Source organism: Streptomyces sp. NPDC053431 (assembly GCF_044544925.1).
Classification (GTDB): Bacteria; Actinomycetota; Actinomycetes; order Streptomycetales; family Streptomycetaceae; genus Streptomyces.
The window spans coordinates 87,733-111,321 of the sequence record NZ_JBITXX010000020.1; the positions used below are offsets into that span (position 1 = coordinate 87,733).

Annotated in this window: 22 protein-coding genes; 11 read left to right on the plus strand and 11 right to left on the minus strand. The window is 73.3% G+C overall.

Features of this window, described 5'->3' with window-relative positions; genetic code table 11:
• Window positions 1–75: 75 nt before the first annotated feature.
• The 4 genes from ACIGXE_RS32440 to ACIGXE_RS32455 all read right to left on the minus strand — a co-directional run bounded on the left by ACIGXE_RS32440 (window position 76) and on the right by ACIGXE_RS32455 (window position 4,399).
• Window positions 76–846, minus strand: a complete 771-nt coding sequence (locus tag ACIGXE_RS32440; RefSeq protein ID WP_399753090.1) for a TIGR04222 domain-containing membrane protein — start codon at window positions 844–846, stop codon at window positions 76–78.
• A gap of 33 nt (window positions 847–879) precedes the next feature.
• On the minus strand, window positions 880–1,941 hold the full coding sequence (locus tag ACIGXE_RS32445; RefSeq protein ID WP_399753092.1) for a TIGR04222 domain-containing membrane protein: 1,062 nt from the start codon (window positions 1,939–1,941) through the stop codon (window positions 880–882).
• Window positions 1,942–1,948: 7 nt separating this feature from the next.
• The gene (locus ACIGXE_RS32450) at window positions 1,949–3,565 is read right to left on the minus strand and encodes a DUF692 family multinuclear iron-containing protein (RefSeq protein WP_399753094.1); all 1,617 of its coding nucleotides are present in this window, start codon (window positions 3,563–3,565) and stop codon (window positions 1,949–1,951) included.
• A gap of 111 nt (window positions 3,566–3,676) precedes the next feature.
• Window positions 3,677–4,399: a peptidyl-tRNA hydrolase gene (locus tag ACIGXE_RS32455; protein WP_399753096.1), complete on the minus strand. Its 723-nt coding sequence runs from the start codon at window positions 4,397–4,399 to the stop codon at window positions 3,677–3,679.
• A gap of 83 nt (window positions 4,400–4,482) precedes the next feature.
• On the opposite strand from ACIGXE_RS32455, the gene ACIGXE_RS32460 reads away from it, so the two are divergent.
• The 5 genes from ACIGXE_RS32460 (at window position 4,483) to ACIGXE_RS32480 (ending at window position 10,500) form a co-directional block, all read left to right on the plus strand.
• Complete coding sequence (locus ACIGXE_RS32460) at window positions 4,483–5,157, plus strand: AIM24 family protein (RefSeq protein ID WP_399753098.1); 675 nt, start codon at window positions 4,483–4,485, stop codon at window positions 5,155–5,157.
• A 13-nt stretch (window positions 5,158–5,170) separates the two neighbouring features.
• Complete coding sequence (locus tag ACIGXE_RS32465) at window positions 5,171–6,076, plus strand: ATP-binding cassette domain-containing protein (protein ID WP_399753100.1); 906 nt, start codon at window positions 5,171–5,173, stop codon at window positions 6,074–6,076.
• The gene (locus tag ACIGXE_RS32470) at window positions 6,073–6,723 is read left to right on the plus strand and encodes an ABC transporter (RefSeq protein ID WP_399753102.1); all 651 of its coding nucleotides are present in this window, start codon (window positions 6,073–6,075) and stop codon (window positions 6,721–6,723) included. Before ACIGXE_RS32465 ends, ACIGXE_RS32470 begins: the two co-directional genes overlap by 4 nt.
• A 138-nt stretch (window positions 6,724–6,861) precedes the next feature.
• Complete coding sequence (locus ACIGXE_RS32475) at window positions 6,862–8,520, plus strand: glycosyltransferase family 2 protein (RefSeq protein ID WP_399753104.1); 1,659 nt, start codon at window positions 6,862–6,864, stop codon at window positions 8,518–8,520.
• 330 nt (window positions 8,521–8,850) lie between these two features.
• Entirely contained in the window at window positions 8,851–10,500 is a 1,650-nt protein-coding gene (locus ACIGXE_RS32480) for a hypothetical protein (protein ID WP_399753106.1), read from the plus strand.
• A 19-nt stretch (window positions 10,501–10,519) separates the two neighbouring features.
• On the opposite strand, the gene ACIGXE_RS32485 is transcribed toward ACIGXE_RS32480, so the two are convergent.
• From ACIGXE_RS32485 to ACIGXE_RS32495, 3 genes are read right to left on the minus strand one after another with little or no spacing between them, the layout of a single operon-like run.
• Complete coding sequence (locus ACIGXE_RS32485) at window positions 10,520–11,467, minus strand: polysaccharide deacetylase family protein (protein ID WP_399753108.1); 948 nt, start codon at window positions 11,465–11,467, stop codon at window positions 10,520–10,522.
• Window positions 11,468–11,515: 48 nt separating this feature from the next.
• The gene (locus ACIGXE_RS32490; protein WP_399753110.1) at window positions 11,516–12,376 is read right to left on the minus strand and encodes a PPK2 family polyphosphate kinase; all 861 of its coding nucleotides are present in this window, start codon (window positions 12,374–12,376) and stop codon (window positions 11,516–11,518) included.
• A 31-nt stretch (window positions 12,377–12,407) separates the two neighbouring features.
• Complete coding sequence (locus ACIGXE_RS32495) at window positions 12,408–13,028, minus strand: TetR family transcriptional regulator (RefSeq protein ID WP_399753113.1); 621 nt, start codon at window positions 13,026–13,028, stop codon at window positions 12,408–12,410.
• A 77-nt stretch (window positions 13,029–13,105) separates the two neighbouring features.
• On the opposite strand from ACIGXE_RS32495, the gene ACIGXE_RS32500 reads away from it, so the two are divergent.
• A complete protein-coding gene (locus ACIGXE_RS32500; protein WP_399753115.1) occupies window positions 13,106–14,056 on the plus strand; it encodes an oxidoreductase in 951 nt (316 codons plus the stop codon).
• Between the two features lie 80 nt (window positions 14,057–14,136).
• On the opposite strand, the gene ACIGXE_RS32505 is transcribed toward ACIGXE_RS32500, so the two are convergent.
• The 3 genes from ACIGXE_RS32505 to zapE form a co-directional block, all read right to left on the minus strand.
• Window positions 14,137–15,495 carry an alkaline phosphatase PhoX gene (locus tag ACIGXE_RS32505; protein WP_399753118.1) on the minus strand — a complete coding sequence of 453 codons (1,359 nt, stop codon included), beginning with the start codon at window positions 15,493–15,495 and terminating at the stop codon, window positions 14,137–14,139.
• Window positions 15,496–15,612: 117 nt separating this feature from the next.
• Window positions 15,613–16,041: an OsmC family protein gene (locus ACIGXE_RS32510; protein WP_399753120.1), complete on the minus strand. Its 429-nt coding sequence runs from the start codon at window positions 16,039–16,041 to the stop codon at window positions 15,613–15,615.
• A 34-nt stretch (window positions 16,042–16,075) separates the two neighbouring features.
• Entirely contained in the window at window positions 16,076–17,167 is a 1,092-nt protein-coding gene (gene zapE / locus ACIGXE_RS32515) for a cell division protein ZapE (protein ID WP_399753122.1), read from the minus strand.
• Between the two features lie 36 nt (window positions 17,168–17,203).
• Here zapE and ACIGXE_RS32520 point away from each other — a divergent pair, with 36 nt between their 5' ends.
• The 4 genes from ACIGXE_RS32520 to msrB all read left to right on the plus strand — a co-directional run bounded on the left by ACIGXE_RS32520 (window position 17,204) and on the right by msrB (window position 20,572).
• Complete coding sequence (locus tag ACIGXE_RS32520) at window positions 17,204–18,025, plus strand: pyrimidine reductase family protein (protein WP_399753123.1); 822 nt, start codon at window positions 17,204–17,206, stop codon at window positions 18,023–18,025.
• 106 nt (window positions 18,026–18,131) lie between these two features.
• Entirely contained in the window at window positions 18,132–18,602 is a 471-nt protein-coding gene (locus tag ACIGXE_RS32525) for an indole-3-glycerol phosphate synthase (protein ID WP_399753125.1), read from the plus strand.
• Window positions 18,603–18,717: 115 nt separating this feature from the next.
• Window positions 18,718–20,109: a UDP-N-acetylmuramate--L-alanine ligase gene (murC, locus tag ACIGXE_RS32530; RefSeq protein WP_399753128.1), complete on the plus strand. Its 1,392-nt coding sequence runs from the start codon at window positions 18,718–18,720 to the stop codon at window positions 20,107–20,109.
• A gap of 52 nt (window positions 20,110–20,161) precedes the next feature.
• Window positions 20,162–20,572, plus strand: coding sequence for a peptide-methionine (R)-S-oxide reductase MsrB (gene msrB / locus ACIGXE_RS32535; RefSeq protein ID WP_399753130.1), 411 nt, complete (start codon window positions 20,162–20,164; stop codon window positions 20,570–20,572).
• A gap of 165 nt (window positions 20,573–20,737) precedes the next feature.
• Here the strand turns inward: msrB and ACIGXE_RS32540 are convergent, their stop codons facing one another.
• Window positions 20,738–21,175: a Fur family transcriptional regulator gene (locus ACIGXE_RS32540; protein WP_399753132.1), complete on the minus strand. Its 438-nt coding sequence runs from the start codon at window positions 21,173–21,175 to the stop codon at window positions 20,738–20,740.
• Between the two features lie 187 nt (window positions 21,176–21,362).
• Between ACIGXE_RS32540 and katG the strand changes: the two genes are divergently transcribed.
• Entirely contained in the window at window positions 21,363–23,588 is a 2,226-nt protein-coding gene (gene katG / locus ACIGXE_RS32545) for a catalase/peroxidase HPI (RefSeq protein ID WP_399753134.1), read from the plus strand.
• Window position 23,589 lies beyond the last annotated feature (1 nt).

Genomic DNA, 23,589 nt, shown 5'->3' on the forward strand with positions numbered 1-23,589 from the left:
GGCGCTTCCCTTCGGAGCCGCGGGGACAGGGCGACACAACGGAGGTTGTGTGCCGAGGGGCGCCTTGTACAGGAACTACGCCGGGTGTTGCCTGTCATGTACCCGAAAGGCTGCACGCAGCTCCGGTTCGAGCACCTCGGTGCCCCGCCGCGCCAGCGCCGTCATGGGGTCGTGGGCGGACAGTCCCGCGAGCAGCCGCCGCCCGGCGGGCGAGGCCCAGCAGTGGTGGCCCGGATCACCGGTCCGGGCGATCAGCAGACAGAGCCCGGCCGCCACCAGCGGCAGCGCGAACCAGGCCGCCACCGGCCCCCGTTCGCCCGCGGGCACCAGCAGCACCGAGCCCGCCCCGAGCGCCAGCGTCACCAGGAACGCGCCCCGCAGCTCCCGCGCCCCCGCCGCCGTCACGCGCCGCGCGTCCTCCGGCAGCGCGAGGCCGCGCGCCACCAGACAGTCCGCGACCGCCCGCACGCCCGCGGCCGCCGCGGCCAGCTCCCGTACGTCCCCGATCCGCGCCTGCCCGCCGGGCCCGATCGCGCCGAGCGCGGCGCGCTCGACCTCGTCACGGCCGCCCGTACCGTCCACGACGGTCGCCCAGCCGGTGTGCGCGAGCAGCACCAGCCCCGAGCGGTGCAGGCCGACCAGCGTGAGGTCGGCGACCCGCAGCGGTCCGCCCGCGAGATAGGCGGCCTCGCGGACGGTCAGCCCGTCCCCGTGCCCCCGCGTGTCCCCGGCGACGGCGTCCCGGCACACCCGCGCGCACGCGACACCGGAGACCACGAAGGCGACGAGGAGCAGCGGGACCCAGACCATGATCAGGTTGTACGGCAGGACGGAGCGGCCCGCCACCGCAATAGCGGGCCGCGGGGGAGCGCGCCGCCCTCAGCTGCTGGAGGAGCAGGAACTGGAGGACGAGGAACAGGAACTGCTGCTGGAGGAGCAGGAACTGGACGAGGAGGAACAGGAGTTCGACGAGGAGCAGGAACTCCCGCCGGAGCAGGAACTCCCGCCCCCGGAGCAGCTGCTTCCCCCGCCCGAGCACGAACTCCCGCCGGACGCACACGCGTTTCCGCCTCCGCAGCCGCCGCCCCCGGTCTCGCCCCCGGCGGCCGCCGCGCACCACATCACGGGCAGGACGGCGTCGTCGTAGGACGACGAGCCGGACCCGGAACGGACCCGGTGCGAGCGCTGCGGGCGGGGCCGGTAGACCGGCGTACGGGCCGCCGTGGCCAGCTGCTCACGCAACGGGTCCGGCAGCGACCGGAGTCCGTACAGGGCGACGAGCGTGCCCGGGTCCCCGAGCTGCGCGGGCCCCCGCCCGTACGCGGCGACGGCCCTCCGGCCGGCGGGCGTGAGCCGGCTCGCCGCCGAGGACCCGACGACGACGGCCGTGACGAGCACGCCGGCCAGCACGGGCAGCACCTTCAGGACGAACGGCACGGGCATGTCCGGGCCTTCCATGTCCATGATGGTCAGCACCAGGGTGACCGGCAGCATGCAGAGGGTCGCGATGCCCAGCCCGAGGCTCCACCGGATCGCGGAACGACGGGCCCGGGGCTCGACGATCAGCCCGCGCGCGGCGAGCGCGTCGCCGATCTCCTGCACGGCGGGGTGCCGCATGACGTCGATCCGCAGCGGGGCGAGCGCGCCGTGGCCGGCCGCCGCGTGGTGGTCGAGGACGGCCCGCTCCACCGGGTCGTGCGCCACCGCGGCCGGCTGGGCGGCCCACACGAGCCCGGGGCCGCCGATCACGAGCCGGCCCTCCCCGTGCAGCGCGGCCAGCGCGCTGTCGACCACCCGGGCCGGGCCGCCGTTCAGGAAGGCGGCCTCGTAGCGGTCGTGGACGGCCCCGCCCGCGCCGCGCCGGGTGCGCCTCAGCTTCAGGACGAGCAGGGCGACGGCGCAGGCGCCGATGACGTAGAAGACGACAGCGGTCGTGTTCACGGCTGCCTCACCCCTTTCCCAGTGCGGTACGAATCCGGTGCGCGAGCCGCGCCGCCGGGCCGGGCGGCCGGATGCCGGCCCGCTCCCGCCACCACGCGGTGAGCCGCCGCCGGGCGTCCGGGTCCTCCGGCCGGTTCGCGACGAGCAGGCCCTCGACGAAGTCCAGGGCGTCGTGCCGGTAGCCGTCCGTCATGGGCCGGTTCCTGGCGTACGCGAGGAACGCCGGGCGGTAGCCGTCGCCCAGGATCTCCGGCAGCTCGGGCGCCACCTTCGCCACGACGTCCGCCCGCTTGGCCGCGAGCGCCCGGCTCTGCACCCCGAGCCGGCGCACGTCGAAGCCCTCGGGCGGGGGCGTCCCGGCCACGAGCGCCGACAGGAGCGCCGCCTCGGCGACGGCGACCCGCTGCCGGGAGCCCGCGGGCACGTCCTCCTGGAGCGATGCCCCGGCGAACCCGCGCGCCGAGCGGTCGGCCGAGCGGTCGGCCGGGGTGGTCGCCGAGCCGTGTGCGGCGACCTGCGCGGTGACCTGCGCGGCGACCCGCGCCGAGCGGGGCGCCGGGCCGTCGGTCGAGGCGTGGGTCGAGCCGTGTGCGGCGACCCGAGCGGAGCCCGGCGCGGTGACCTGCGCCGGTATGCGGGCCGCGCCCCGCTCGGCGACCCGGGCGGAGCTCTGCGTCGGGACCCGGGCCGCCGCTCCGGTCGGCGTCGCGGCGGGTACGGGGGTCTGTTCGGGCGCCACCCGGGCCGGCATCGGGCCGCCCGAGACGCGGGCGCCCGCGCCGATGAGGAGGGGCCGGGTGCGGGCCCCGGTGACCGTCGTGCGGATCGTGGCGAGCTCGGCGGCGAGCTCCTCCGGAGCCGGGAAGCGGTCGTCCCGTTCCAGCAGGACGCCCGGCGGGGAGACCCGGGAGGCCAGGTCCGCGAGGATGTCGAGGACGGGCCGGGGCACCGGGTGGGCGTGGGTGTCGTGCCAGACCCCGTCGCGCTCCAGGCCGCCCGCCACGTGCACGTACGCGAGGGCCTCGACCGGCAGCGAGGACAGCGCCTCCGCCGGGTCCTCGCCCCGGTTGACGTGGTTGGTGTGGAGGTTCGCCACGTCGATCAGGAGCCGTACCCCCGTACGCTCCACCAGCTCCGACAGGAACTGGCCCTCCGTCAGCTCCTCGCCCGGCCAGGAGATCAGCGCCGCGATGTTCTCCAGGGCCAGCGGCACGGGGAGGGCGTCCTGCGCGATGCGGACGTTCTCGCACAGCACGTCGAGCGCGTCCCGGGTGCGCGGTACGGGCAGCAGGTGCCCGGCCTCCAGGAGCGGCGTCGCCGTCAGCGGCCCCCCGGCCCGCACGAACGCGATGTGCTCCGTCACCAGCGGCGCCCCGAGGGCCGTGGCCTTCTCCGCGAGCGCGGCGAGCCGCCCGGCGTCCGGCCGGTCGGCGCCGCCCAGCCCCAGCGAGACGCCGTGCGGAACGACGGTCACACCGCGCGCCCGCAGCCGCCGCAGCGAGTCGGGCAGATGGCCGGCGCAGACGTTCTCCGAGACGACCTCCACCCAGTCGACGCCGGGCAGCGCCTCGACCGCGTCCGCGATCTCGGGCCGCCAGCCGATGCCGATACCGAGTTCCTTCATGTCCCCCTCCTTCGGTCCCTCACGTGATGGCCCGGAAGCAGCCGTTCGAATCCGGACACGGAGACGTTCAGAGGTTGATTTGAGGTTCGCGCCGGCGGGCGGCGGCGGTGACTACGCCTCCCGCGGCCGCAGGTGCGCGCCGATCCGCTCGCTCCCCTCGGCCACCACCGTGCAGGACCCGGGCGCGATCTCGGTGAAGCCCGCGTCCCGCACCACCGGAAGCTCGCCCGCCGTCAGCCGAGCCCAGCGCTCCGGGGCGGCCGTACGGACCGCGAGCGGGAAGCCGGCCTCGCGCCAGGCCTTGCGGTCGGTGTCGGACAGCTCCCACCACAGCAGCTGGGCGCCGTGGCCGGCCTGCGCCATCGTCTTGCCGGCGGACATGTCGAGCTCCGGGTTGAGCCACAGCACGACCGTGCCGTCCGGTGCCGGCCCGGGCTCGACGTGGTCGTCGAGGTCGGTGCCGGAGACCTGGAGCTTGGCCAGCTCCCTGGGCCAGCCGTCGAGCGGGACGGGCGGGAAGACCCGCACCTCGGCGGCGGGAACGTCCCCGTCCCCCACGCCCGTCACCGTGATCCCCGGCAGGGCCGCCGCCCGGCGCCACTCCGCGCCGCGCGCTCGGCGTACCACCTTGCGGATCCGGGCGTCCTGCCAGTCCGTCATGGCCCGCGCCCACTCGCCCTCGCCGAGGGACCGCTCGTCGGCCAGGATCTCCAGGACCGCGCGGGCGGCCGTCTCCAGGGCGTCGGTACGGGACGGCGGCGCGGCCTTCTCGATGCGGACCACGAGGGGGAGGACGAACTGCGGCTTCTCGTCACGGGTGTCGTTGCTGCTCACCCGGTCAGTCTGCCACCGGCCGGACGGACGCCCGTACGAACGATTCTTGTGGGAATGAGGCGTTCCGGGACAGGATGCCGTGCATGAAGAGTGATCTTTTCGCCAGTGAGCACCTCGCCGAGGCGGCGACGTTTCCGGGGATGACCCTCCAGAACGCCAAGTCGGTCAAGTACACCGTCAACGGGGAGATGCACGCCCGACAGGGCTCGATGATCGCCTTCCGGGGGAACCTCCAGTTCGAGCACAAGAGCCAGGGCCTCGGCGGCCTGCTCAAGCGCGCCGTGACCGGCGAGGGCCTGGCCCTGATGGCCGTGCGCGGTCAGGGCGAGGCGTGGTTCGCCCACGAGGCGCAGAACTGTTTCATCGTGGAGATCGAGCAGGGCGACGCCCTGACCGTCAACGGCCGCAACGTGCTGTGCTTCGACCCCACGCTGCACTACGAGATCAGGACGGTGAAGGGCGCCGGCATGACCGGCGGCGGCCTGTTCAACAGCGTCTTCACCGGCTACGGCAAGATCGCCCTGATGTGCGAGGGCAACCCGATCGTGATCCCGGTCAGCCCGCAGGAACCGGTCTTCGTGGACACGGACGCGGTCGTCGGCTGGAGCGAGCGCCTGCAGACCTCGCTGCACCGCTCGCAGTCCTTCGGCTCGATGATGCGCGGCGGTTCGGGCGAGGCGGTCCAGCTGAAGCTGGAGGGGCAGGGCTTCGTCATCGTCCGCCCGAGCGAGGCGACCCCGCAGAAGGTCGCCAACTGACCGCGGACCGCACGTGATCCTCGACGGCGTCGGACGCCGCTACGCGCCACGCGGGCCCTGGGTGCTGCGCGAGGTGGGGCTCGCCCTGCCCGCCGGCACCCTGACCCGCGTCACCGGTACCAACGGCACCGGCAAGTCGACCCTGTTGCGCCTGGTCGCCGGTATCGACGCACCCAGCGCCGGCCGCGTCACGGGCCGCCCCGCTCGTACGGGCTACGTCCCCGAGCGCTTCCCCGCCGCCCTCCCCCTGACCGCGACCGGCTACCTCGTGCACCTGGCCCGTATCCAGGGGCTCGACGGCCGTACGGCGCGGGCCCGGGCGGGGGAGTGGCTGGACCGTTTCGGCGCGGGCGCGTACGGGGACACGCCGCTCGCCGCGCTGTCCAAGGGCACCAGCCAGAAGGTCGCCGTCGCCCAGGCCCTGCTCGCCGGTCCGGGCCTCCTCGTCCTCGACGAGGCCTGGACCGGCCTGGACGCGGCGGCCCGCGCGGAGCTCGACGGCGCGGTGCGGGAACGGATCGCGGCAGGCGCCCGGGTCGTCTTCGTCGACCACGACCCGCGCCGGCTGGCGGGCGAGGCGGACGCGGAGTACACGGTGTCGCAGGGCACGCTCCACCGGACGGAGCCCGCCGACCCGGCACCCGGGCACACGGCCGCCACCCGCGTGACCCCCTCCCGTACCCACGTCACCCCTTCCCTCCCCGGCGCGACCGCCTCCCGCGCCCGCGTCACCGCCTCCGGCGGAACGCGTCTCCCCACCGGCCTGCCCGGTTCGCCCGACTGCGAGGTCCGGGGCAGCCGGCTCACCGCCACGGTCCACCCGGACCACTCCGACACCCTCCTCCGGGCCCTGCTGGACGCGGGCTGGCACATCGAGGACCTCACGCACGAAGTGATCAGCGAAGGCGTACGGCCATGACCGCCCTGCTCCGCTACCAGGCCGCCCTCCTCCTGCGCTCGCAGCGCTGGCTCGCGCCCTTCCTCCTCTACGCGGCGTACGTCGGCGTCGGCGTCCGCCCGGGCGAGCCGGTGCTCGGCTCGCTCGGCTACGCGGTGACCGGACTCGTCCCGGTGACGGCCTGGGCGGTACGGATCTGCCTCGACCAGGAGCCGCCCGCGGCCCGCACGGTGGTCGCGGCGGCGGCCGGCCGGAGCCGGGCACACCTGGCGGCGATCCTCACCGGCACCGGGGCCGTCCTCCTCGTCGGCACCCTCACGGCGCTCGGCGTGACGGCGATCGGCGACCCGCGCGGGGTCGGGGTGCTCGCCGCGGGTGCCGAGGGCCTGCTCGCGGCGGGCGTCTGCGTCCTGACCGGCGCCGCCGTCGGCGCCCTCACCACCCGCCCCCTGATCCTCTCCCGCGGCTGGTCCGTCGCCACCCTCGTCCTCGGCTCCCTGCTGGCCCTGGTCACCGCCGGATCCCCGGTCCGCACCACCGTCACCGCCCTGGTCACCGACGCCCACGCGCCGGCGGTCGTCCTCCCCTGGCCCGCGTTCACCGTGGCCGTGATCCTTTCGGCGGGGGCCACGGCCCTCGCCTGTCGGGCGACCGCCTGGCGGACCTGAGGGCCCGCAGGACGCCGCCGAGGTGACCGAAGGCCCAACGGACGGCGGGATCAGGCTGAACGACCCCTGCCGCGGGCCCCGGAATGTGCCGTACGGTGTCCTCGCCCTTCACACTTTCCGCACGGGAGCCACCGCACCATGAGCGCAACCCGCACGCCCACCGTCTCCGTGGTCGTACCGGTGTACAACGCGATGCCGTACCTGGAGCAGACGCTCGCCTCGGTCGCCCGGCAGAGCCTCGGCGTGGACGCCGTCGAGATCGTGGCCGTCGACGACGGCAGCACGGACGGCAGCGGGGAGTTCCTGGACACCTGGGCGGCGGCGCATCCCGGTGCGATGACCGTGGTGCACCAGGACGCGTCGGGCGGGCCCAGCCGGCCGCGGAACGTGGGGCTCGAGCACGCCACCGGCACGTACGTGTTCTTCCTGGACGGGGACGACTGCCTCGGCCCGCAGGCCCTGGAGCGGCTCGTCGCGATGGCCGAGAAGAACGGCTCCGACACCGTGCTCGCCAAGCTCGTCGGCGTCGGCCGGGTCATCCGCAAGGAGGTCCGGGAGGTCTTCGCCAAGAACGTCGACCAGGCCGACCCGGCGGTCGTCTACTGGACGCTGATGCCCTTCAAGCTGTTCCGCCGGGCCATGCTGGAGGAGCACAAGCTGCGCTTCCCCGAGCACATGCGGATCAGCGAGGACCAGCACTTCGTCGCCCGCGCCTATCTCCACAGCCGGGTGATATCGATCCTCGCCGACTACGACTGCTACTACCTCGTCGGCCGGGGCGACAACGGGAACATCACCGCGGGCGGGCTGGACTACCCGACCATGGTGTCGCAGGCGGACGAGATCGTCGGCCTCGTCGAGGAGCTCACCGAGCCGGGCGACCTGCGGGACCGCCTGATCACCCGGCACGCGAAGGTCGAGCTGCTGCGCCGTTTCGACCGGCGCTATCTGAACGACTCCGCGGACGAGCGCAGGGCCGTCGTCGAGCTCGCCCGGCCGTACGCCGAGCGCTGGGTCACCCCCGGTGTGTTCGCCCGGCTCGACGTGGCCGAGCGGCTGCGCGTGCACTGCATCAGGGAAGGCCGGCTCGACGAGCTCGCGAGCGTCGTCGAGTGGGACGTGGCCGGCCGCCCCGGCAAGACGGTCGTCCGCGACGGGCGGCTGTTCGCCGCCGCGCCCTATCCGCCGGCGGACTCCGCCGCGTACACCGAGCTGTGCGACGTCACCGACGCGGCCGTCGGCGTCAGCCCGCGCCGCCGGGTGGACGAGCTCTCGTGGCAGGGCAGCGTCATCGAGCTGGCCGGTTACGCCTACCTCGACCAGGTCGACACCGAGGCGCTGACCACCGAGGTCGTGCTCCGTCACCGCGGCAGCAAGCGGGAGGTCGTGGTGCCCGTCACCCGCGAGACCTCCCCGCACCTCACCGTCAGCCGCGGCCGCGAGACGTACGACTACGGCCAGGCCGGCTTCCGGGTGGCCCTCGACCTCGCGGCGCTCGCCGACGGCGCCCCGCTCGAGGCCGGCACCTGGGAGATCAGCCTCCGCTGCTCCGCCCAGGGCCTGACCGCCCGCGGCGGGCTCGGCGGCGCGCTCGGTACGGGCATCCCGCGCCAGCCGGACCGCCGCACACTCGCCCTGGCGCCCGAAGGCGGCCGCCCGTACACCGTCAGCGTGGCCCCCCAGGGCGGTCAGCTGACCGTCACCCTGAAGCCGCAGCCGGCCCCGCCCTCGACCTTCACCCGCGTCAAGCGCAAGCTCGGGCGCGCGGTCCGGGTCCCCCGCCAGCGCAACGCCTGACGGCGGCCCGACCCTCCCCGTCCCACCCCGTCCCACCCACCCCTCCGGATCCCCCGTTCCCCGATCGCTCCGTCCCACCCGCTCCACCGGGCACCGAGACGCAGATCACCTCGGTGCCGGTGCAACCCGAGCGCTTCCTCAGGAATCTCACTCTCCGGTGCCAGGGTGGTGCCCGATCCCGCATGCGGTGAGCCTCACGGGCGCGCGCCCCTGAGCCGTAGAAGAAAAGACAGACAGGTGCATACAGTCACGTCCCCGGAGTCGGCCGAGCCGGCTGCGGACATCCGCCCCACCGGCCGGCGAAGAGCGTCCGGAGACCTCGCGCGGCGGATGACGCGCCGCTGGGGTCCGGCAGCCGGAGAGGTCGCCGTCGCCCTCCTGGCCGCCCTCGGCTTCACCGTCTGGGGGCTGTCCGTCGACAACAGCCCCCTCACCCGGGTGGGGCAGATCAGCGGTCTGTCCAACCTCCAGCTGCGCTTCGCCTTCCTGGTGCTGGTCGTCCTGGCCGTCGTCGGCTGGGTGACCGTGCGCGGGACCGCGCGCGTCAGGCGGCTGACCACGCGGCTCGCCGCCGCGGCCGTCGCCGGACTGACCACGGGCTTCCTCGGGGCGGGGCAGGTCTTCGCGCTGCGCGGCACGCCCTGGCCGCTGAACGGCCCCTTCGGCGACAACAACCGCATCCTCGGCTGGGGCGAGGAGGTGCTGCACACCGGTGCGATGGACGGGTTCTACCCGCCGGCCGTGCCGTACCTGCTCGGCTACGCGGCGAAGCTCGGCCTCTTCGACGGCCAGCCCGCCTTCGCCTTCAAGTGGGTGTTCATCGCCTTCGTGGCGCTCACCGGGCCCGCCGCCTACCTGTTCTGGCGGATGTGCCTGAAGCCGCTGCCCGCGCTCGCCGTCGGACTGCTGCCCGCGCTGCAGCAGACGCTGCCGCACAAGCCGTACAGCCCGTTCGTGCTGGTCCTGTTGCTCCCGCTGATCGCGAAGCTGCTGATGTGGCTGCGCGCCTCGCCGCGGTTCACCCCGCGGGGCACCGTGCTGCGCGGCGGGTTCCTCGGCCTGCTCTTCGGCCTGCTCTTCCTCGTCTACTCCGGCTGGCACCTGTGGTCGCTGCCCGGCGTGCTCGTCGCCGTCCTGTTCTTCTACCCGTGGCGTACGGGTCGCCTGCGCGGCCTGCTCTTCCTGGGCAGCTCGCTGCTGGGCTTCCTGCTGGTGGCCGGGGTGTACCTGCGGGTCCTGCTCGGCGCGACCAGCACCCGTGACCAGTGGTGCTCGGGCTACACGCTCACCGAGCCCGCCTACATCGGCACCACGCCGCTGACCGGTCTGGCCTGGGACGAGCCGGGCGAGTACCCGGGGGTCGGCGAGTTCTCCGGCCTGCACATGTACGCGGTGATCGTGCTGATCGGTCTCGGCTTCGCCGTGGCCCTCGGTCTGCGCAAGGCCGTGGTCGTCGCCCCGCTCGCCTGCTTCGGCAGCGCGTGGCTGATCCGCTTCTGGCTGGCCGGCCACATGGAGGCCGACCAGCAGGTGCAGCTCTTCCCCCGCACCATGATCCAGATTCAGGTGACGCTCACCGCGCTCACGGTCCTCGCGTGCGTGGTCGCCGCCCAGCGGCTCGCCCCGGTGCTCAAGCGGCTGTGGACGGGCGACCGGCCCGACGCGCGGCGCTTCACGGCGCTCGGCGTGCTCCTGGCCATGGCCCTCGCGGGCGGCATGATCGGCTCGTTCTTCAGCAACCAGTACCTGCCGACCCACCCCGACGAGCAGCTGGCGGGGACGCTGGCCTGGCGCGCCCACCAGTTCCGCAAGCCGAACGGCGACTGCCCCAAGTACGCGGACCAGGGGAAGTGCAAGGCCTTCCCGGAGCGCACCTACGTGGAGCAGCCGGTCGAGGTGGACCGCATGGTGTGCGAGTTCCCGTGGCGCAAGGCGCGGCGGGACGGCTCGATCGTCGTCAAGCTCCTCACCCGGCCCTGACCCCGCGCCCCGGCCGCCCCTACCGGCTCATCAGCTCCGACACCTTCACGAAGCGGTAGCCCCGCGCGCGCAGCTCCGGGACGATCCGGCGGATGGCCTGCTCGGTCACCGGGGCGGCGCTGCGGGTGCAGTGCATGACGACGAGGGAGCCGGGCCTGACGCCGGAGAGGACCTGCTCGGCGACGGCGTCGGCGTCCTTGGCGAAGGCGTCGCCGCTGACCACGTCCCACTGCACGGCGGTGACGCCGGCCGGGGCCAGGGCGCGGCGGGCCTCGTCGTCGTAGCAGCCGCCGGGGAAGCGGAAGTACGGCACGACGTTGGTGGCCCCCGCGTCGCGGAAGGCGTCGAAGGCGCGCTGGACGTCGGCGGCCATGTCGGGCCGGGCGACGGTCGGGAGGCCGTAGCAGGGGTTCGCGAAGGCGTAGTGGCTGAAGGAGTGGTTGGCGATCTCGAAGCGGGCGTCGTTGCCGATCGACCTGGCCTGGTCCGGGTACTGCTCGGCCCAGCGGCCGGTCATGAACACCGTCGCGTCGACCTTCAGCCGGCGCAGGGTCGCGATGAGCTGCGGGTTGTCGAAGTGTTCGCCGCCGGCCGCGCGCGGCCCCTGGTCGGCCGTCATGTCGGCGTCGAAGGTGAGCGCGACGACCTTCTCGGTGCTCTTCGCCCGGTGCGTGTAGACCGGGGTCAGGCCGCCCGCCGCCGGAGCGAGCGTCGGCGGCGCCTTCCGTGCGGGCGCCGCCTCGTGGCCCGGGGCGGGCGGGGCGCCGGCCTTCGCGCTGGGCGCGACGCCGGGGGTGCCCGGGGAAGCGCTGCCCGAGGGGGCGCTGCCGGCGGAGGCGGTGCCGGTCGGCTTGGCGGAGGTCGTGGCGCCGCCGTGCGCGGCAGGGCCGGCGGCGCCTCCGCCGCAGCCGACCAGTACGGCACCCAGGAGAGCGAGTGCCGACAGTTTTCGTGCAGGAATGGTCACCCGGCGAAATTAGCCGATCCAACTCCGTCATCCCGCGCAGGGCGCGCCTCAGGAGGCGAGGAGCCGCCTCCGGCTCTCCGCCACGTCGAAGTCGGCCCTCGGGTACTGCGGGTCCAGGTCCTCCAGGTGCTCGAGCAGCAGGGTGCTGATCGCCCAGTTCCGGTACCACTTGCGGTCGGCCGGGACCAGGTACCAGGGGGCGCGGGGGGACGCGCAGCGTTCCAGAGCCAGCTCGTAGGCCTCCTGGTAGGCGGGCCACCGGGAGCGCTCCTCGATGTCGCCCGGGTCGAACTTCCAGTGCTTCTCCGGGTTGTCCAGGCGTTTCAGGAGCCGGGCGCGCTGCTCCTCGTGCGAGATGTGGAGGAAGACCTTGACGAGCGTGACGCCGTCGTCCGTCAGCGACTTCTCGAAGCGGGCGATCTCCCCGTAACGCTCCTCGATCTCGGCGGGCGGGGCCAGGGCCCGGACGCGCGCGATGAGGACGTCCTCGTAGTGCGAGCGGTCGAAGATGCCGATCTCGCCCGGCCGGGGGAGCGCCTTCGTGACGCGCCAGAGGAAGGGGTGCGCCCGCTCCTCCTCGGTCGGCGCCTTGAAGGCCTGGATGCGGCAGCCCGAGGGGTTGAGGTAGCCGATCACGTGCTTGACCGTGCCGCCCTTGCCGCTGGTGTCCATGCCCTGGAGGACGAGGAGCAGCCGGCGCCGGTCGCCCGCCGTGCTCGCCGCGTACAGGCGTTCCTGGAGGTCGGCGAGCCGGGGTCCGAGCAGGGCGGTGGCGGCGACACCGGCCGCCTTGCCGACCGGGCCGCCGGGGGTCGCGGAGGCGTCATGGGAGGAGAGGTCGACGCCTTCCCCCAGCGGGAGCCTCAGGAGCGCCCGTAGGGACTGGTCCCCCTGTTTCTTCCTCGGCATCTCGAGTCCTTCCCGTACGGCGGCGGCTCCTTCACCGATCCTGCGCGTCGAGCGCCGGGCGCACCACCCCGAACGCCCGGTCGAGCAGCAGCAGCGGGTCCTCCGCGGCCTCGCTGTCCGCCCAGTACTGGAGCGCCGTGTGGAAGGCGACCAGGGCGGTGCCCGCCGCCAGCCGCGGATACAGGTCGGCCGCCGGGTCCAGGCCCTGACGGCGGGCCAGTTCCGCCGCGAGCGTCTCGCGCCACTCGGCCTGCCGTTCCAGGAGGCGGCCGAGCAGCGCCGGGGTGCGCAGGATCAGCTGGACCACCCGCAGCGCGCGGGCCGCGTGGTCGGGGCGGTCCAGGGTGCAGGCGGCGAGCGGTACGGCGACGGCGTGCCGCAGCGACGCGGACGGCGGCTCGCCGGCCGGGCGCTCCGCGAGCGCCGCGTGGATCTCGGTGCCCATCCCGGAGAGGAACTGGACGACCACGTCCTCCTTGGACGCGAAGTAGCGGAAGAAGGTCCGCTTCGACACCCCGGCCTCGGCCACGATCTCGTCCACCGTGACGGCGTCGAAGCCCCGCAGGGCGAGGAGCTGGAGGGCCGCCTCGGTCAGCTCGGTCGCGACGAGAAGGCGTTTGCGTTCGGCCAGGGACAGGGTCTCGGACGTCATGAGCCGATCCTAGCCCGGCCGACTGTCACTCGGCGCAACAGTTGACACCAAGTGCCATGAGCGGCAGCGTGTGTCATATGAACCGTGCGACAGAGCAGTGGAACGCCGACCGCATCCCCGACCTCACCGGGCGGGTCTTCGTCGTCACCGGGGCCAACAGCGGCCTCGGCCTCGCCACCACCCGTGAGCTCGCCCGCCACGGCGGGCACGTCGTCCTCGCCGTCCGGAACGAGGAGAAGGGCCGCGCGGCCGCGAGCGGCATCGCCGCCCAGGTGCCAGGTGCCCGGCTGGACGTCCGGCGGGTGGACCTGGCCGACCTCGACTCCGTACGGGAGTTCGCCGACAAGCTGCGCGCCGCGCACCCGAGCCTCGACGTGCTGGTCAACAACGCGGGCGTGATGGCCCCGCCGTACACCCGCAGCGCCCAGGGGCACGAGCTCCAGTTCGCCGCCAACCACCTCGGTCACTTCGCCCTCACCGGGCTGCTGCTCGACCGTCTCGCGGCCGGCACCGCCCCGCGGGTCGTCACCGTCAGCAGCCTCCAGCACCGCAAGGGCCGCATCGACTTCGACGGCCTGGCGGGCCCGGACGGCGGGGAGGGGGCGCGGCGCTACTCGCCCATGGGGTCCTACAACCAGGCCAAGCTCGCCAACACCGTCTTCGGGCACGAGCTGCACCGGCGCCTCACCACCACCGGCAGCCCCGTGCGCAGCGTCCTCGCCCACCCCGGCTACACCGCCACCAACCTCCAGAACGACACCCCCGTCGCCCTCGTCCGGTGGGTGTACGGGCGGGTCCTCGGACCACTGCTCGCCCAGGCCCCGGAGACCGGCGCGCTGCCCCAGCTGTACGCGGCGACCGCCCCGGACGTCGAAAGCGGCGCGTTCTTCGGGCCGGACGGGCCCGGCGAGCTGCGCGGCGCGCCCAAGCCGGTCGCCTACGCGCCGGCGGCGACCGATCCGGAGACCGGCCGCCGCCTGTGGGAGCTGTCCGAGCGACTCACCGACGTGCGCTACGAGCTGGGCTGAGCGGCACCGGGCCCCGTCACCGGCAGCGCCCACCGGTCGTCAGCGCCACCAGCTCCGTCACCCCCAGCGCCCACCGGTCGTCAGCGCCACGGCCCCGTCACCGCGAACGTCGTCCCCGGCGTGTAGCAGTTCACGTACATCGTCGAACCGTCCGGCGAGAAGGTGACGCCCGCGAACTCGCCCCACTCCGGGGCCTCCGGCGTGCCGATGTTCTGCGCGCCGCGGGCCACGGCGTACACCTCGCCCTTCCGGCTCACGCCGAAGACGTGCTGCGCGCCGTCCCCGTCCTCGCAGACCATCAGGCCGCCGGCCGGCGCCAGACAGATGTTGTCCGGCGACTCGCCCGGCAGCCGCACGTCCGTGTCGGGGCCGAAGACGACGACGAGGGTGAGCCGCCGCCGGTGCGGCTCGTACTTCCACACCTGCCCGAAGTGGGTGGCGGCGGAGCCGTCCTTGGCGCGCGCGAAGGACGACACGAAGTACACCGCGTTCCCGCCCCAGTAGCAGCCCTCCAGCTTCTGGGCGTGCGTGATGCCCTTCGGCCCGAAGTCCTGCAGTCTGACCGGGGTCTCCGTGGCGAGCGGGTCCGGTACGGGGACCCACTGCACGCCCTCGAAGCGCGCGCCCGTCTCCTGGACCGCGGACAGGTCGGGGACGCCCGGCACCCGCATCGCCTCCAGGGCGCCGCCCGCGCGCAGCGAACCGGTGCCGCCGAGCGGCCTCTCGGGCAGGAAGCGGTAGAAGAGGCCGAAGGGCTTCTGGAAGGCGTCCTCCGTCTCGTAGACGATCCCGCTGCGCGGATCGATCGCGACGGCCTCGTGCTGGAAGCGGCCCATCGCGGTGAGCGGCACCGCGCCCGTGCGGCGCGGATCGGCGCCGTCGACCTCGAAGACGAAGCCGTGGTCCCGGGTGTAGCCGTTGGTGCCGGCCCGGTCCTCGGTCTCCTCGCAGGTCAGCCAGGTGTTCCAAGGGGTGGGCCCGCCCGCGCAGTTGACGGCGGTGCCGGCGACGGCGACCCGTTCGTCGAGGACGTCGCCGCGGCCGTCGAGGGTGAGGGCGGTACAGCCGCCCTTGGCCGCCGGGTCGTACGTCAGACCGTCCACGGTCGGTACGCCGATCTTTCCGGTGACCCGGTTCTCGTGGTTGCGCACGAGGTGCGTCCGGCCGCGGCGGCCGGCGAAGGCGCCCATGCCGTCGTGGTTGCTCGGCACGAGTCCCTCGCCGGAGCGCAGCGGATCGCCCTGCCGGGACAGGACGCGGTAGGAGAAGCCGGCCGGGAGGTCGAGGAGCCCGGCGGGATCGGGGACCAGGGGCCCGTACCCGGCGTGGTGGCCCCGCAGCGGTGCGGCGGAGGCGGTGCCGGCGAAGAGTTCGGAGAGGGCGCCGGTGAAGGCGATGCCGGCGGTGGCGCCGAGGATCTGACGTCGTGTTGCGGACATGAGGCAACTCCCTGTCTGGCGGTACAGGAGATGACGTGCGACCCGCATGTGTGTACCACGCACAGTGGTGACACGTGAACCATGCGGGCCGCACGTCGCCTCACGCGACAGCGGGGATCAGGACGCGAGCTCGGCGGTGAGCGTGATCGTCGTCCCCGTCAGCGCCTGGCTGACCGGGCAGTTCTTCTTGGCGTCCTCGGCGAGCGCCTGGAACTGGTCCGCGTCCACGCCGGGCACCTCGCCGCGCACGGTGAGGTGGCTGCCCGTGATGCCCTTGCCGGGGACGAAGGTGACCTCGGCCTTGGTCTCCAGGCGGGTGGGCGGGGTGTCGTTCTTGGCGAGGATGTTGGAGAACGCCATGTTGTAGCAGGAGGAGTGCGCGGCGGCGATCAGCTCTTCGGGGCTGGTCACCCCGTTCGGCTCCTCCGTGCGGGCCGGCCAGGACACCGGGTACGAGCCGATGCCGGAGGAGTCGAGCGTCACGACGCCCGACCCCTTGAGCAGGTCGCCCTCCCAGACGTTGTGGGCGGTACGCGTAGCGGCCATGGTGCATCCCTTTCGATCGGGTATGGCCCCCAAGCTACTGCGCCACGAGTCCCTTCGCGTCCCGCGCCAGGGCGGTGAGCCGGGAGATCGCCCGGAAGTACTTCTTCTTGTACCCGCCGTTCAGCATCTCCTCGCTGAACAGCCGGTCGAAGGGCAGCCCGGAGGCGAGCACGGGTATCTCGCGGTCGTAGAGCCGGTCGGCGAGCACGACGAGCCGCAGCGCGGTCGACTGGTCCGGGATCGGCTGGACGTCGGTGAGGCAGACCGCGCTGAGGTTGTCGGTCAGCGCGCCGTAGCGGCTCGGGTGCACCCTCGCCAGGTGTTCGAGCAGGTGCGGGAAGTCGTCGAGGGAGGCGCCCGGGGTCGCGTACGCGGTCTTCACGACGACCTCGTCGGCGTACGGGGCCGGGGCCTCCGGCAGGCCGCGGTGGCGGTAGTCCTCGCCGTCGATCCGCAGCGGCCGGAAGTGCGCCGACAGGCCCTGGATCTCCCGCAGGAAGTCGGCGGCGGCGAACCGGCCCTCGCCGAGCTTGCCGGGCAGGGTGTTGGAGGTGGCGGCGAGCGCGACCCCCGCGTCGACCAGCTTGCCGAGCAGGGTGGAGACGAGCACCGTGTCGCCCGGGTCGTCCAGCTCGAACTCGTCGATGCACAGCAGCCGGTGTCCGCTCAGGGTCTGCACGGTCTGCTGGAAGCCCAGGGCGCCCACCAGGTTCGTCAGCTCCACGAAGGTGCCGAAGGCCTTGAGCCCGGGCTCGGCCGGGGTGGCGTGCCAGAGGGAGGCGAGCAGGTGGGTCTTGCCCACGCCGTAGCCGCCGTCGAGGTAGACCCCGCGCGGGCCGGCCGCGGCGGGCTTCTTCGGGGCCCTGGAGAACCAGCGCCGCCTGCCCGCGCCGGAGGCGTGGGCGCCGCCCAGCCCCTCGGCGAAGCCGCCGAGCACCTTGACGGCCTCGAACTGGCTGGGCTGGTTGGGGTCCGGGATGTACGTGTCGAAGCGCACGGCGTCGAACCGGGGCGGCGGCACCATCTCCGCCACCAGGCGGTCGGCGGGGACATGCGGCTCTCGGGAGCAGAGCGAGAGCGGGGCCGCTTCGGTGGAAGCCGCTTCGGTTATGGCACGGGTCGACACAGTTCCCCACTGTAAGCGCCATGTCAGACTGCGGGGATGCGACGCCTGTTCCCTGTGACGGACATGACAGCAACCGACCGTGCCGCGGGCATCACGGACGCGACCGGCCCGACGGCCGCGGCGGACGCCGCCGACCGGGAGTGGTCCCTCGACGAGCTCGCCGACGCCTACGCCTACCCCGCCGAGGCCGGCGAGACCGGCTGGCTGCGGGCCAACATGGTCTCCTCGCTGGACGGGGCCGGCCAGCACGAGGGCCGCTCCCAGCCGCTGTCCTCCGAGACCGACATGCGGATCTTCGGGACCCTGCGGGGCCTGGCCGACGTGGTCGTCGTCGGCGCCGAGACCGTACGACTGGAGGGCTACCGCCCGGCCCGGGCGCGGGACGCCTTCGCGGCCCGCCGGGAGGCGGCGGGGCAGGGGCCGGCGCCGGTGATCGCCGTCGTCACGGCCTCGCTGGACCTGGATTTCTCGCTTCCGCTTTTCACCGAGCCGCTGGTGCCGACCCTGATCCTGACGGGCGCCGCGTCCTCCCCGGAGCGGCGGGCGGCGGCCGAGCGCGCGGGCGCCGAGGTGCTGGTCGCCGGCGACGGGCCCGGGGTCGAGCCGGAGCGGGCCGTGGCGGCCCTCGCGGCGCGCGGTCTGCGGCGCCAGCTGACCGAGGGCGGACCCCGTCTCCTGGGCCAGTTCGTGGCCGCGGGGGTGCTCGACGAGCTGTGCCTGACCGTCTCCCCGACCATGACCGCGGGCACCGCGCAGCGGATCGCCGGAGGCCCCGTCGTGGCGGTTCCGAAACGCTTCGCCGTGGCGTCCGTGCTGGAGCAGGACGGCTTCCTCTTCACCCGCTACCGTCGGATCTGACAATCGGCGGAATTTGTCGTTCCGCTTAGCCTGCGCTGGGCACACTTACTCTCGCAGTCCCCGTGCGGGCACGGGGAAGGATGGTTTCCGCAGAAGGGCTCCTGAGGTGTTCACAAGCGTTCTGATGATCGAGAAGCCCCTCACGTCCGTCGACGTGGACTTCGTCACCACCCTGCACGGCGACGAGGGCGTCTCCTTCATCGTTCTGATGCAGCCGCGCGGTGACCAGGCCGATGTACTGCTGCGCGCCATCGACGACGTGGCCATGGGCGAGCTGAAGGAAGCGACCCGCGAGGGCGAGGAGCCCGAGGGCAAGGACGCGCGGCCGCTGGCCGAACAGGCCCTGGAGGTCTCCCTCCAGGCACTGAGACAGGCCGGCTGCGAGGCCGTCGGGCAGGTGGTCGAGGACCATCCCCTGGACAAGATGAAGTCCGTCGTGGACGAGGTGAACGCCGACGAGGTGATCGTGCTGACCGCCCCGCACTACGTGGAGGAGTTCTTCCACCGCGACTGGGCGTCCCGGGCCCGCCACAAGGTCGGCGTGCCCGTCCTGAAGCTGTTCGCGCACAGCGAGTGAGCGCGTAGCGACGGCGGACCCGCCGCCGGGGGCCGAGGGCGTGCCGCCCGGGGCCCCCGGCGCCAGCCACTAGGCTGGACCCTCGACATCCACGCACTCCCGGGGAGAGAACCGCATGGCACCCGCCATCCCTGCCGCCATGGAACGGCCGCACTTCATCGGCATCGGCGGTGCCGGAATGTCGGGCATCGCGAAGATCCTCGCCCAGCGCGGCGCCAAGGTCGCCGGCAGCGACGCCAAGGAGTCCGCGACCGCCGAGTCGCTGCGCGCCCTCGGGGCCACCGTGCACATCGGCCACGCCGCCGAGCACCTGGCCGACGACGCCTCCGCCGTCGTCGTCTCCAGCGCCATCCGCGCCGACAACCCGGAGCTGGCCCGCGCCGCCGAGCTCGGGATCCCGGTCGTCCACCGCTCCGACGCGCTCGCCTCCCTCATGGACGGCCTGAGCGCCGTCGCCGTGGCCGGCACGCACGGCAAGACGACGACCACCTCGATGCTGGCCGTCGCCCTCACCGAGCTCGGCCTCGACCCCTCGTACGCGATCGGCGGCGACCTCGCGGGCCCCGGCACCAACGCCCGGCACGGTGACGGCCGGGTCTTCGTCGCCGAGGCGGACGAGAGCGACCGCAGCTTCCAGAAGTACGACCCCGAGGTCGCCATCGTCCTCAACGTCGAGCTGGACCACCACGCGAACTACGCGTCGATGGACGAGATCTACGAGTCCTTCGAGGCCTTCGCCGCCAAGATCCGCCCCGGTGGCACCCTCGTCGTCGGCGAGCACGCGGGCGCCCGCGAGCTGGCCCGCCGGGTGGCCGGCCGCGAGGGCCTGACGGTGCTGACCGTCGGCGAGTCCGAGGACTCCGACGCCCGCATCCTGAAGATCGTGCCGAACGGCATGAAGAGCGAGGTCACCGTCGCCCTCGACGGCACCCAGCACACCTTCACCGTCTCCGTCCCCGGCCGTCACTACGCCCACAACGCCGCCGCGGCCCTCGCCGCCGGCTCCCGCGTGGGCGTCGACCCGGCCGAGCTCGCCCAGGCGCTCACCGCCTACACCGGCGTCGGCCGCCGCCTCCAGCTCAAGGGCGAGGCCGCGGGCGTCCAGGTCATCGACTCGTACGCGCACCACCCCACCGAGATGACCGCCGACCTGGAGGCCATGCGCGGCGCCGCCGGAGCCTCCCGGCTGCTCGTGGTCTTCCAGCCGCACCTCTTCTCCCGCACCCAGGAGCTGGGCCGGGAGATGGGCGAGGCGCTCGCGCTGGCCGACGCCTCCGTGGTCCTGGACATCTACCCGGCCCGCGAGGACCCGATCCCGGGCGTCACCAGCGAGCTGATCGTCGCCGCGGCCCGTGCGGCCGGGGCCGACGTCACGCCGGTCCACGACAAGGCGGCCGTCCCGGAGGCCGTCGCGGGAATGGCGAAGCCCGGCGACCTGGTTCTGACCATGGGGGCGGGCGACGTCACGGACCTGGGTCCGAAGATCCTCGCCCACCTGTCGAGCTGACCGGGGCCGACCAGGGCCGACCGGAGCTGACCAGCCGCTGAGGGAGCGAACGATGGCGTACGAGGTCGAGAAGACCGACGAGGAATGGCAGGCCGAGCTGACGCCGTCGGAGTACCAGGTGCTCCGGCTGGCCGGAACCGAGCCCGCCTTCCGCGGTGAGTACACGGACACGAAGACCAAGGGCGTCTACTCCTGCCGGGCCTGCGGCGCCGAACTCTTCACGTCCGAGGAGAAGTTCGAGTCGCACTGCGGCTGGCCGTCCTTCTACGACCCGAAGGACAGCGAGGCCGTCGAGCTGCTCGCGGACACCTCCCACGGCATGATCCGCACCGAGGTGCGCTGCGCCCGCTGCGGTTCCCACCTGGGACACGTCTTCGAGGGCGAGGGCTACCCGACCCCGACCGACCAGCGGTACTGCATCAACTCGATCTCGCTGCGGCTGGAGCCGGCGGACGAGAACTGAGCGGTACCCCACCCCGCGCACCACCTGAGCCGACCGGCGCCCCGCGCGCCGGTCGGCTCGGCCGTGTGTCCGGCCGGCCGTCCGATGTGCCGGCTCGGCCGTGGGGCCGGGCGGCCGTGTGCCCGGCCGGCCGTAGCGGCAACCGCACGGTCGCCGGCCCGGCGCTCAGCCGTTCCCGCTTCCCGCCTCGACGGCTCCGCACACCGGGCACAGGCCCCGGTAGGTGACCTCCGCGCCCGTCACCGTGAAGCCGTACCGTTCCGCCTCCGGAAGTCCGTCCAGTGGATCGCCCTGCGGGTGGACGTCGCGGACCGTGCCGCAGCCCGCGCACACCAGGTGCTGGTGGGCCTGGTGGGCGTTCGGGTCGTACCGCTTGGCGCGGCCGACCCCGGACACCTCGACCACCTCGCCGAGCGAGACGAGCTCGCCGAGCGTGTTGTACACCGTGGCGCGCGAGATCTCCGGCAGTCTCGCCGTCGCCCGGGCGAGCACCTCGTCCGCGGTCAGGTGGATGTGCTCGCCGTCCAGGACCTCGGCCACCACGCGTCGCTGGGCGGTCATCCGCCAGCCACGTCGGCGCAGCCGATCCAGCAGGTTGCTCATGGTCACCAGCCTTGCTGTGCGAGTATTCCGGACGAGTCCCGCTGTCGTATTGACTTGGACTGAGTCCAGCATAGGATCTACTCCAGTAGTAGCCAAGAGGGTGTACGCCGGGCACACCGACGCCATCACTCCGACGCCTCAGCAATTCCCGAGCTCCGCGATCCGAATGGTTCGGAAGGAAAGACCGATGTCTGAGCAGAATCACGATCCCCTTGTCACCGAGGACTCGTCGGCGGCGGAAGGCAAGGGCGGCTGCCCGGTCGCGCACGGCCGCGCCTCGCACCCGACCCAGGGCGGCGGCAACCGGCAGTGGTGGCCGGAGCGGCTCAACCTGAAGATCCTCGCCAAGAACCAGCCCGTCGCGAACCCCCTCGGTGAGGACTTTGACTACGCGGAGGCCTTCCAGGCCCTCGACCTCGCCGCCGTCAAGCGGGACATCGCCGAGGTGCTCACCACCTCGCAGGACTGGTGGCCTGCCGACTTCGGCAACTACGGCCCGCTCATGATCCGGATGGCCTGGCACAGCGCCGGCACGTACCGCATCAGCGACGGCCGCGGTGGCGCCGGCGGTGGTCAGCAGCGCTTCGCCCCGCTGAACAGCTGGCCGGACAACGGCAACCTGGACAAGGCCCGCCGTCTGCTGTGGCCGGTCAAGAAGAAGTACGGCAAGGCCATCTCCTGGGCCGACCTGATGATCCTCACCGGCAACGTGGCCCTGGAGACCATGGGCTTCAAGACCTTCGGCTTCGCCGGCGGCCGCGTCGACGAGTGGGAGCCGGACGAGGACGTCTACTGGGGCCCGGAGACGGAGTGGCTCGGCGACGCCCGCTACTCCGGCGACCGTGAGCTGGAGACGCCGCTCGCCGCCGTCCAGATGGGCCTCATCTACGTCAACCCCGAGGGCCCCAACGGCAACCCGGACCCGATCGCCGCCGCCCGCGACATCCGCGAGACCTTCGGCCGCATGGCGATGAACGACGAGGAGACCGTCGCCCTCATCGCCGGTGGCCACACCTTCGGCAAGGCGCACGGCGCCGGCCCGGCGGACAACGTCGGCGCCGACCCGGAGGCCGCGCCGATCGAGCAGCTCGGCCTCGGCTGGAAGAGCTCCCACGGCACGGGCTCCGGCAAGGACGCGATCACGTCCGGCCTGGAGGTCACCTGGACCGAGACCCCCACCCAGTGGGGCAACGGCTTCTTCAAGAACCTCTTCGAGTACGAGTACGAGCTCACCAAGAGCCCGGCCGGCGCCCACCAGTGGGTCGCCAAGGACGCCCCGGAGACCATCCCGGACGCGTTCGACGCGTCGAAGAAGCACCGCCCGACGATGCTCACCACCGACCTGTCGCTCAAGTTCGACCCGATCTACGAGCCGATCTCGCGCCGCTTCTACGAGAACCCGGACCAGTTCGCGGACGCCTTCGCCCGCGCCTGGTACAAGCTCACCCACCGCGACATGGGCCCCGTCGTGCGCTACCTCGGCGCCGAGGTCCCGAGCGAGGAGCTGCTCTGGCAGGACCCGCTGCCGGCGCGCACGAGCGAGCCGATCGACGCCGCGGAGGCCGCCTCCCTCAAGGAGAAGATCCTCGAGTCCGGCCTCTCCGTGACCCAGCTGGTCTCCGCCGCCTGGGCCGCCGCCGCCTCCTTCCGCGGCAGCGACAAGCGCGGTGGCGCCAACGGCGGCCGCATCCGCCTGGAGCCGCAGCGCGGCTGGCAGGCCAACAACCCGGACGAGCTCGCCCAGGTGCTGCGCGTCCTGGAGAGCGTCCAGGAGTCCTTCAACGCGGCCGGCGGCAAGCAGGTCTCGATCGCCGACCTCGTCGTCCTCGCGGGCAACGCGGCCGTCGAGAAGGCCGCCAAGGACGCCGGCTTCGACGTCGAGGTCCCGTTCTCCGCGGGCCGCGTCGACGCCTCCCAGGAGCAGACGGACGTCGAGTCCTTCGCCGCCCTGGAGCCGACCGCGGACGGCTTCCGCAACTACCTGGGCAAGGGCCACCGCCTCCCCGCCGAGTACCTGCTCGTCGACAAGGCGAACCTGCTCACCCTGTCCGCCCCGGAGATGACGGTCCTCGTCGGCGGTCTGCGCGTCCTGGGCGTCACCCAGCCGCAGTCCTCCCTCGGTGTCCTCACCGAGACGCCGGGCAAGCTGACGAACGACTTCTTCGTCAACCTGCTCGACCTGGGCACCTCCTGGACGTCCACCTCCGACGACCAGACCACGTTCGAGGCCCGCGACGCCTCCGGCGCGGTCAAGTGGACCGGCACCCGCGCCGACCTGGTCTTCGGCGCCAACGCCGAGCTGCGCGCCGTCGCCGAGGTGTACGCCTCCGACGACGCCAAGGAGAAGTTCGTGACGGACTTCGTCGCGGCCTGGGCCAAGGTCATGGACCTGGACCGGTTCGACCTGCGCTGAA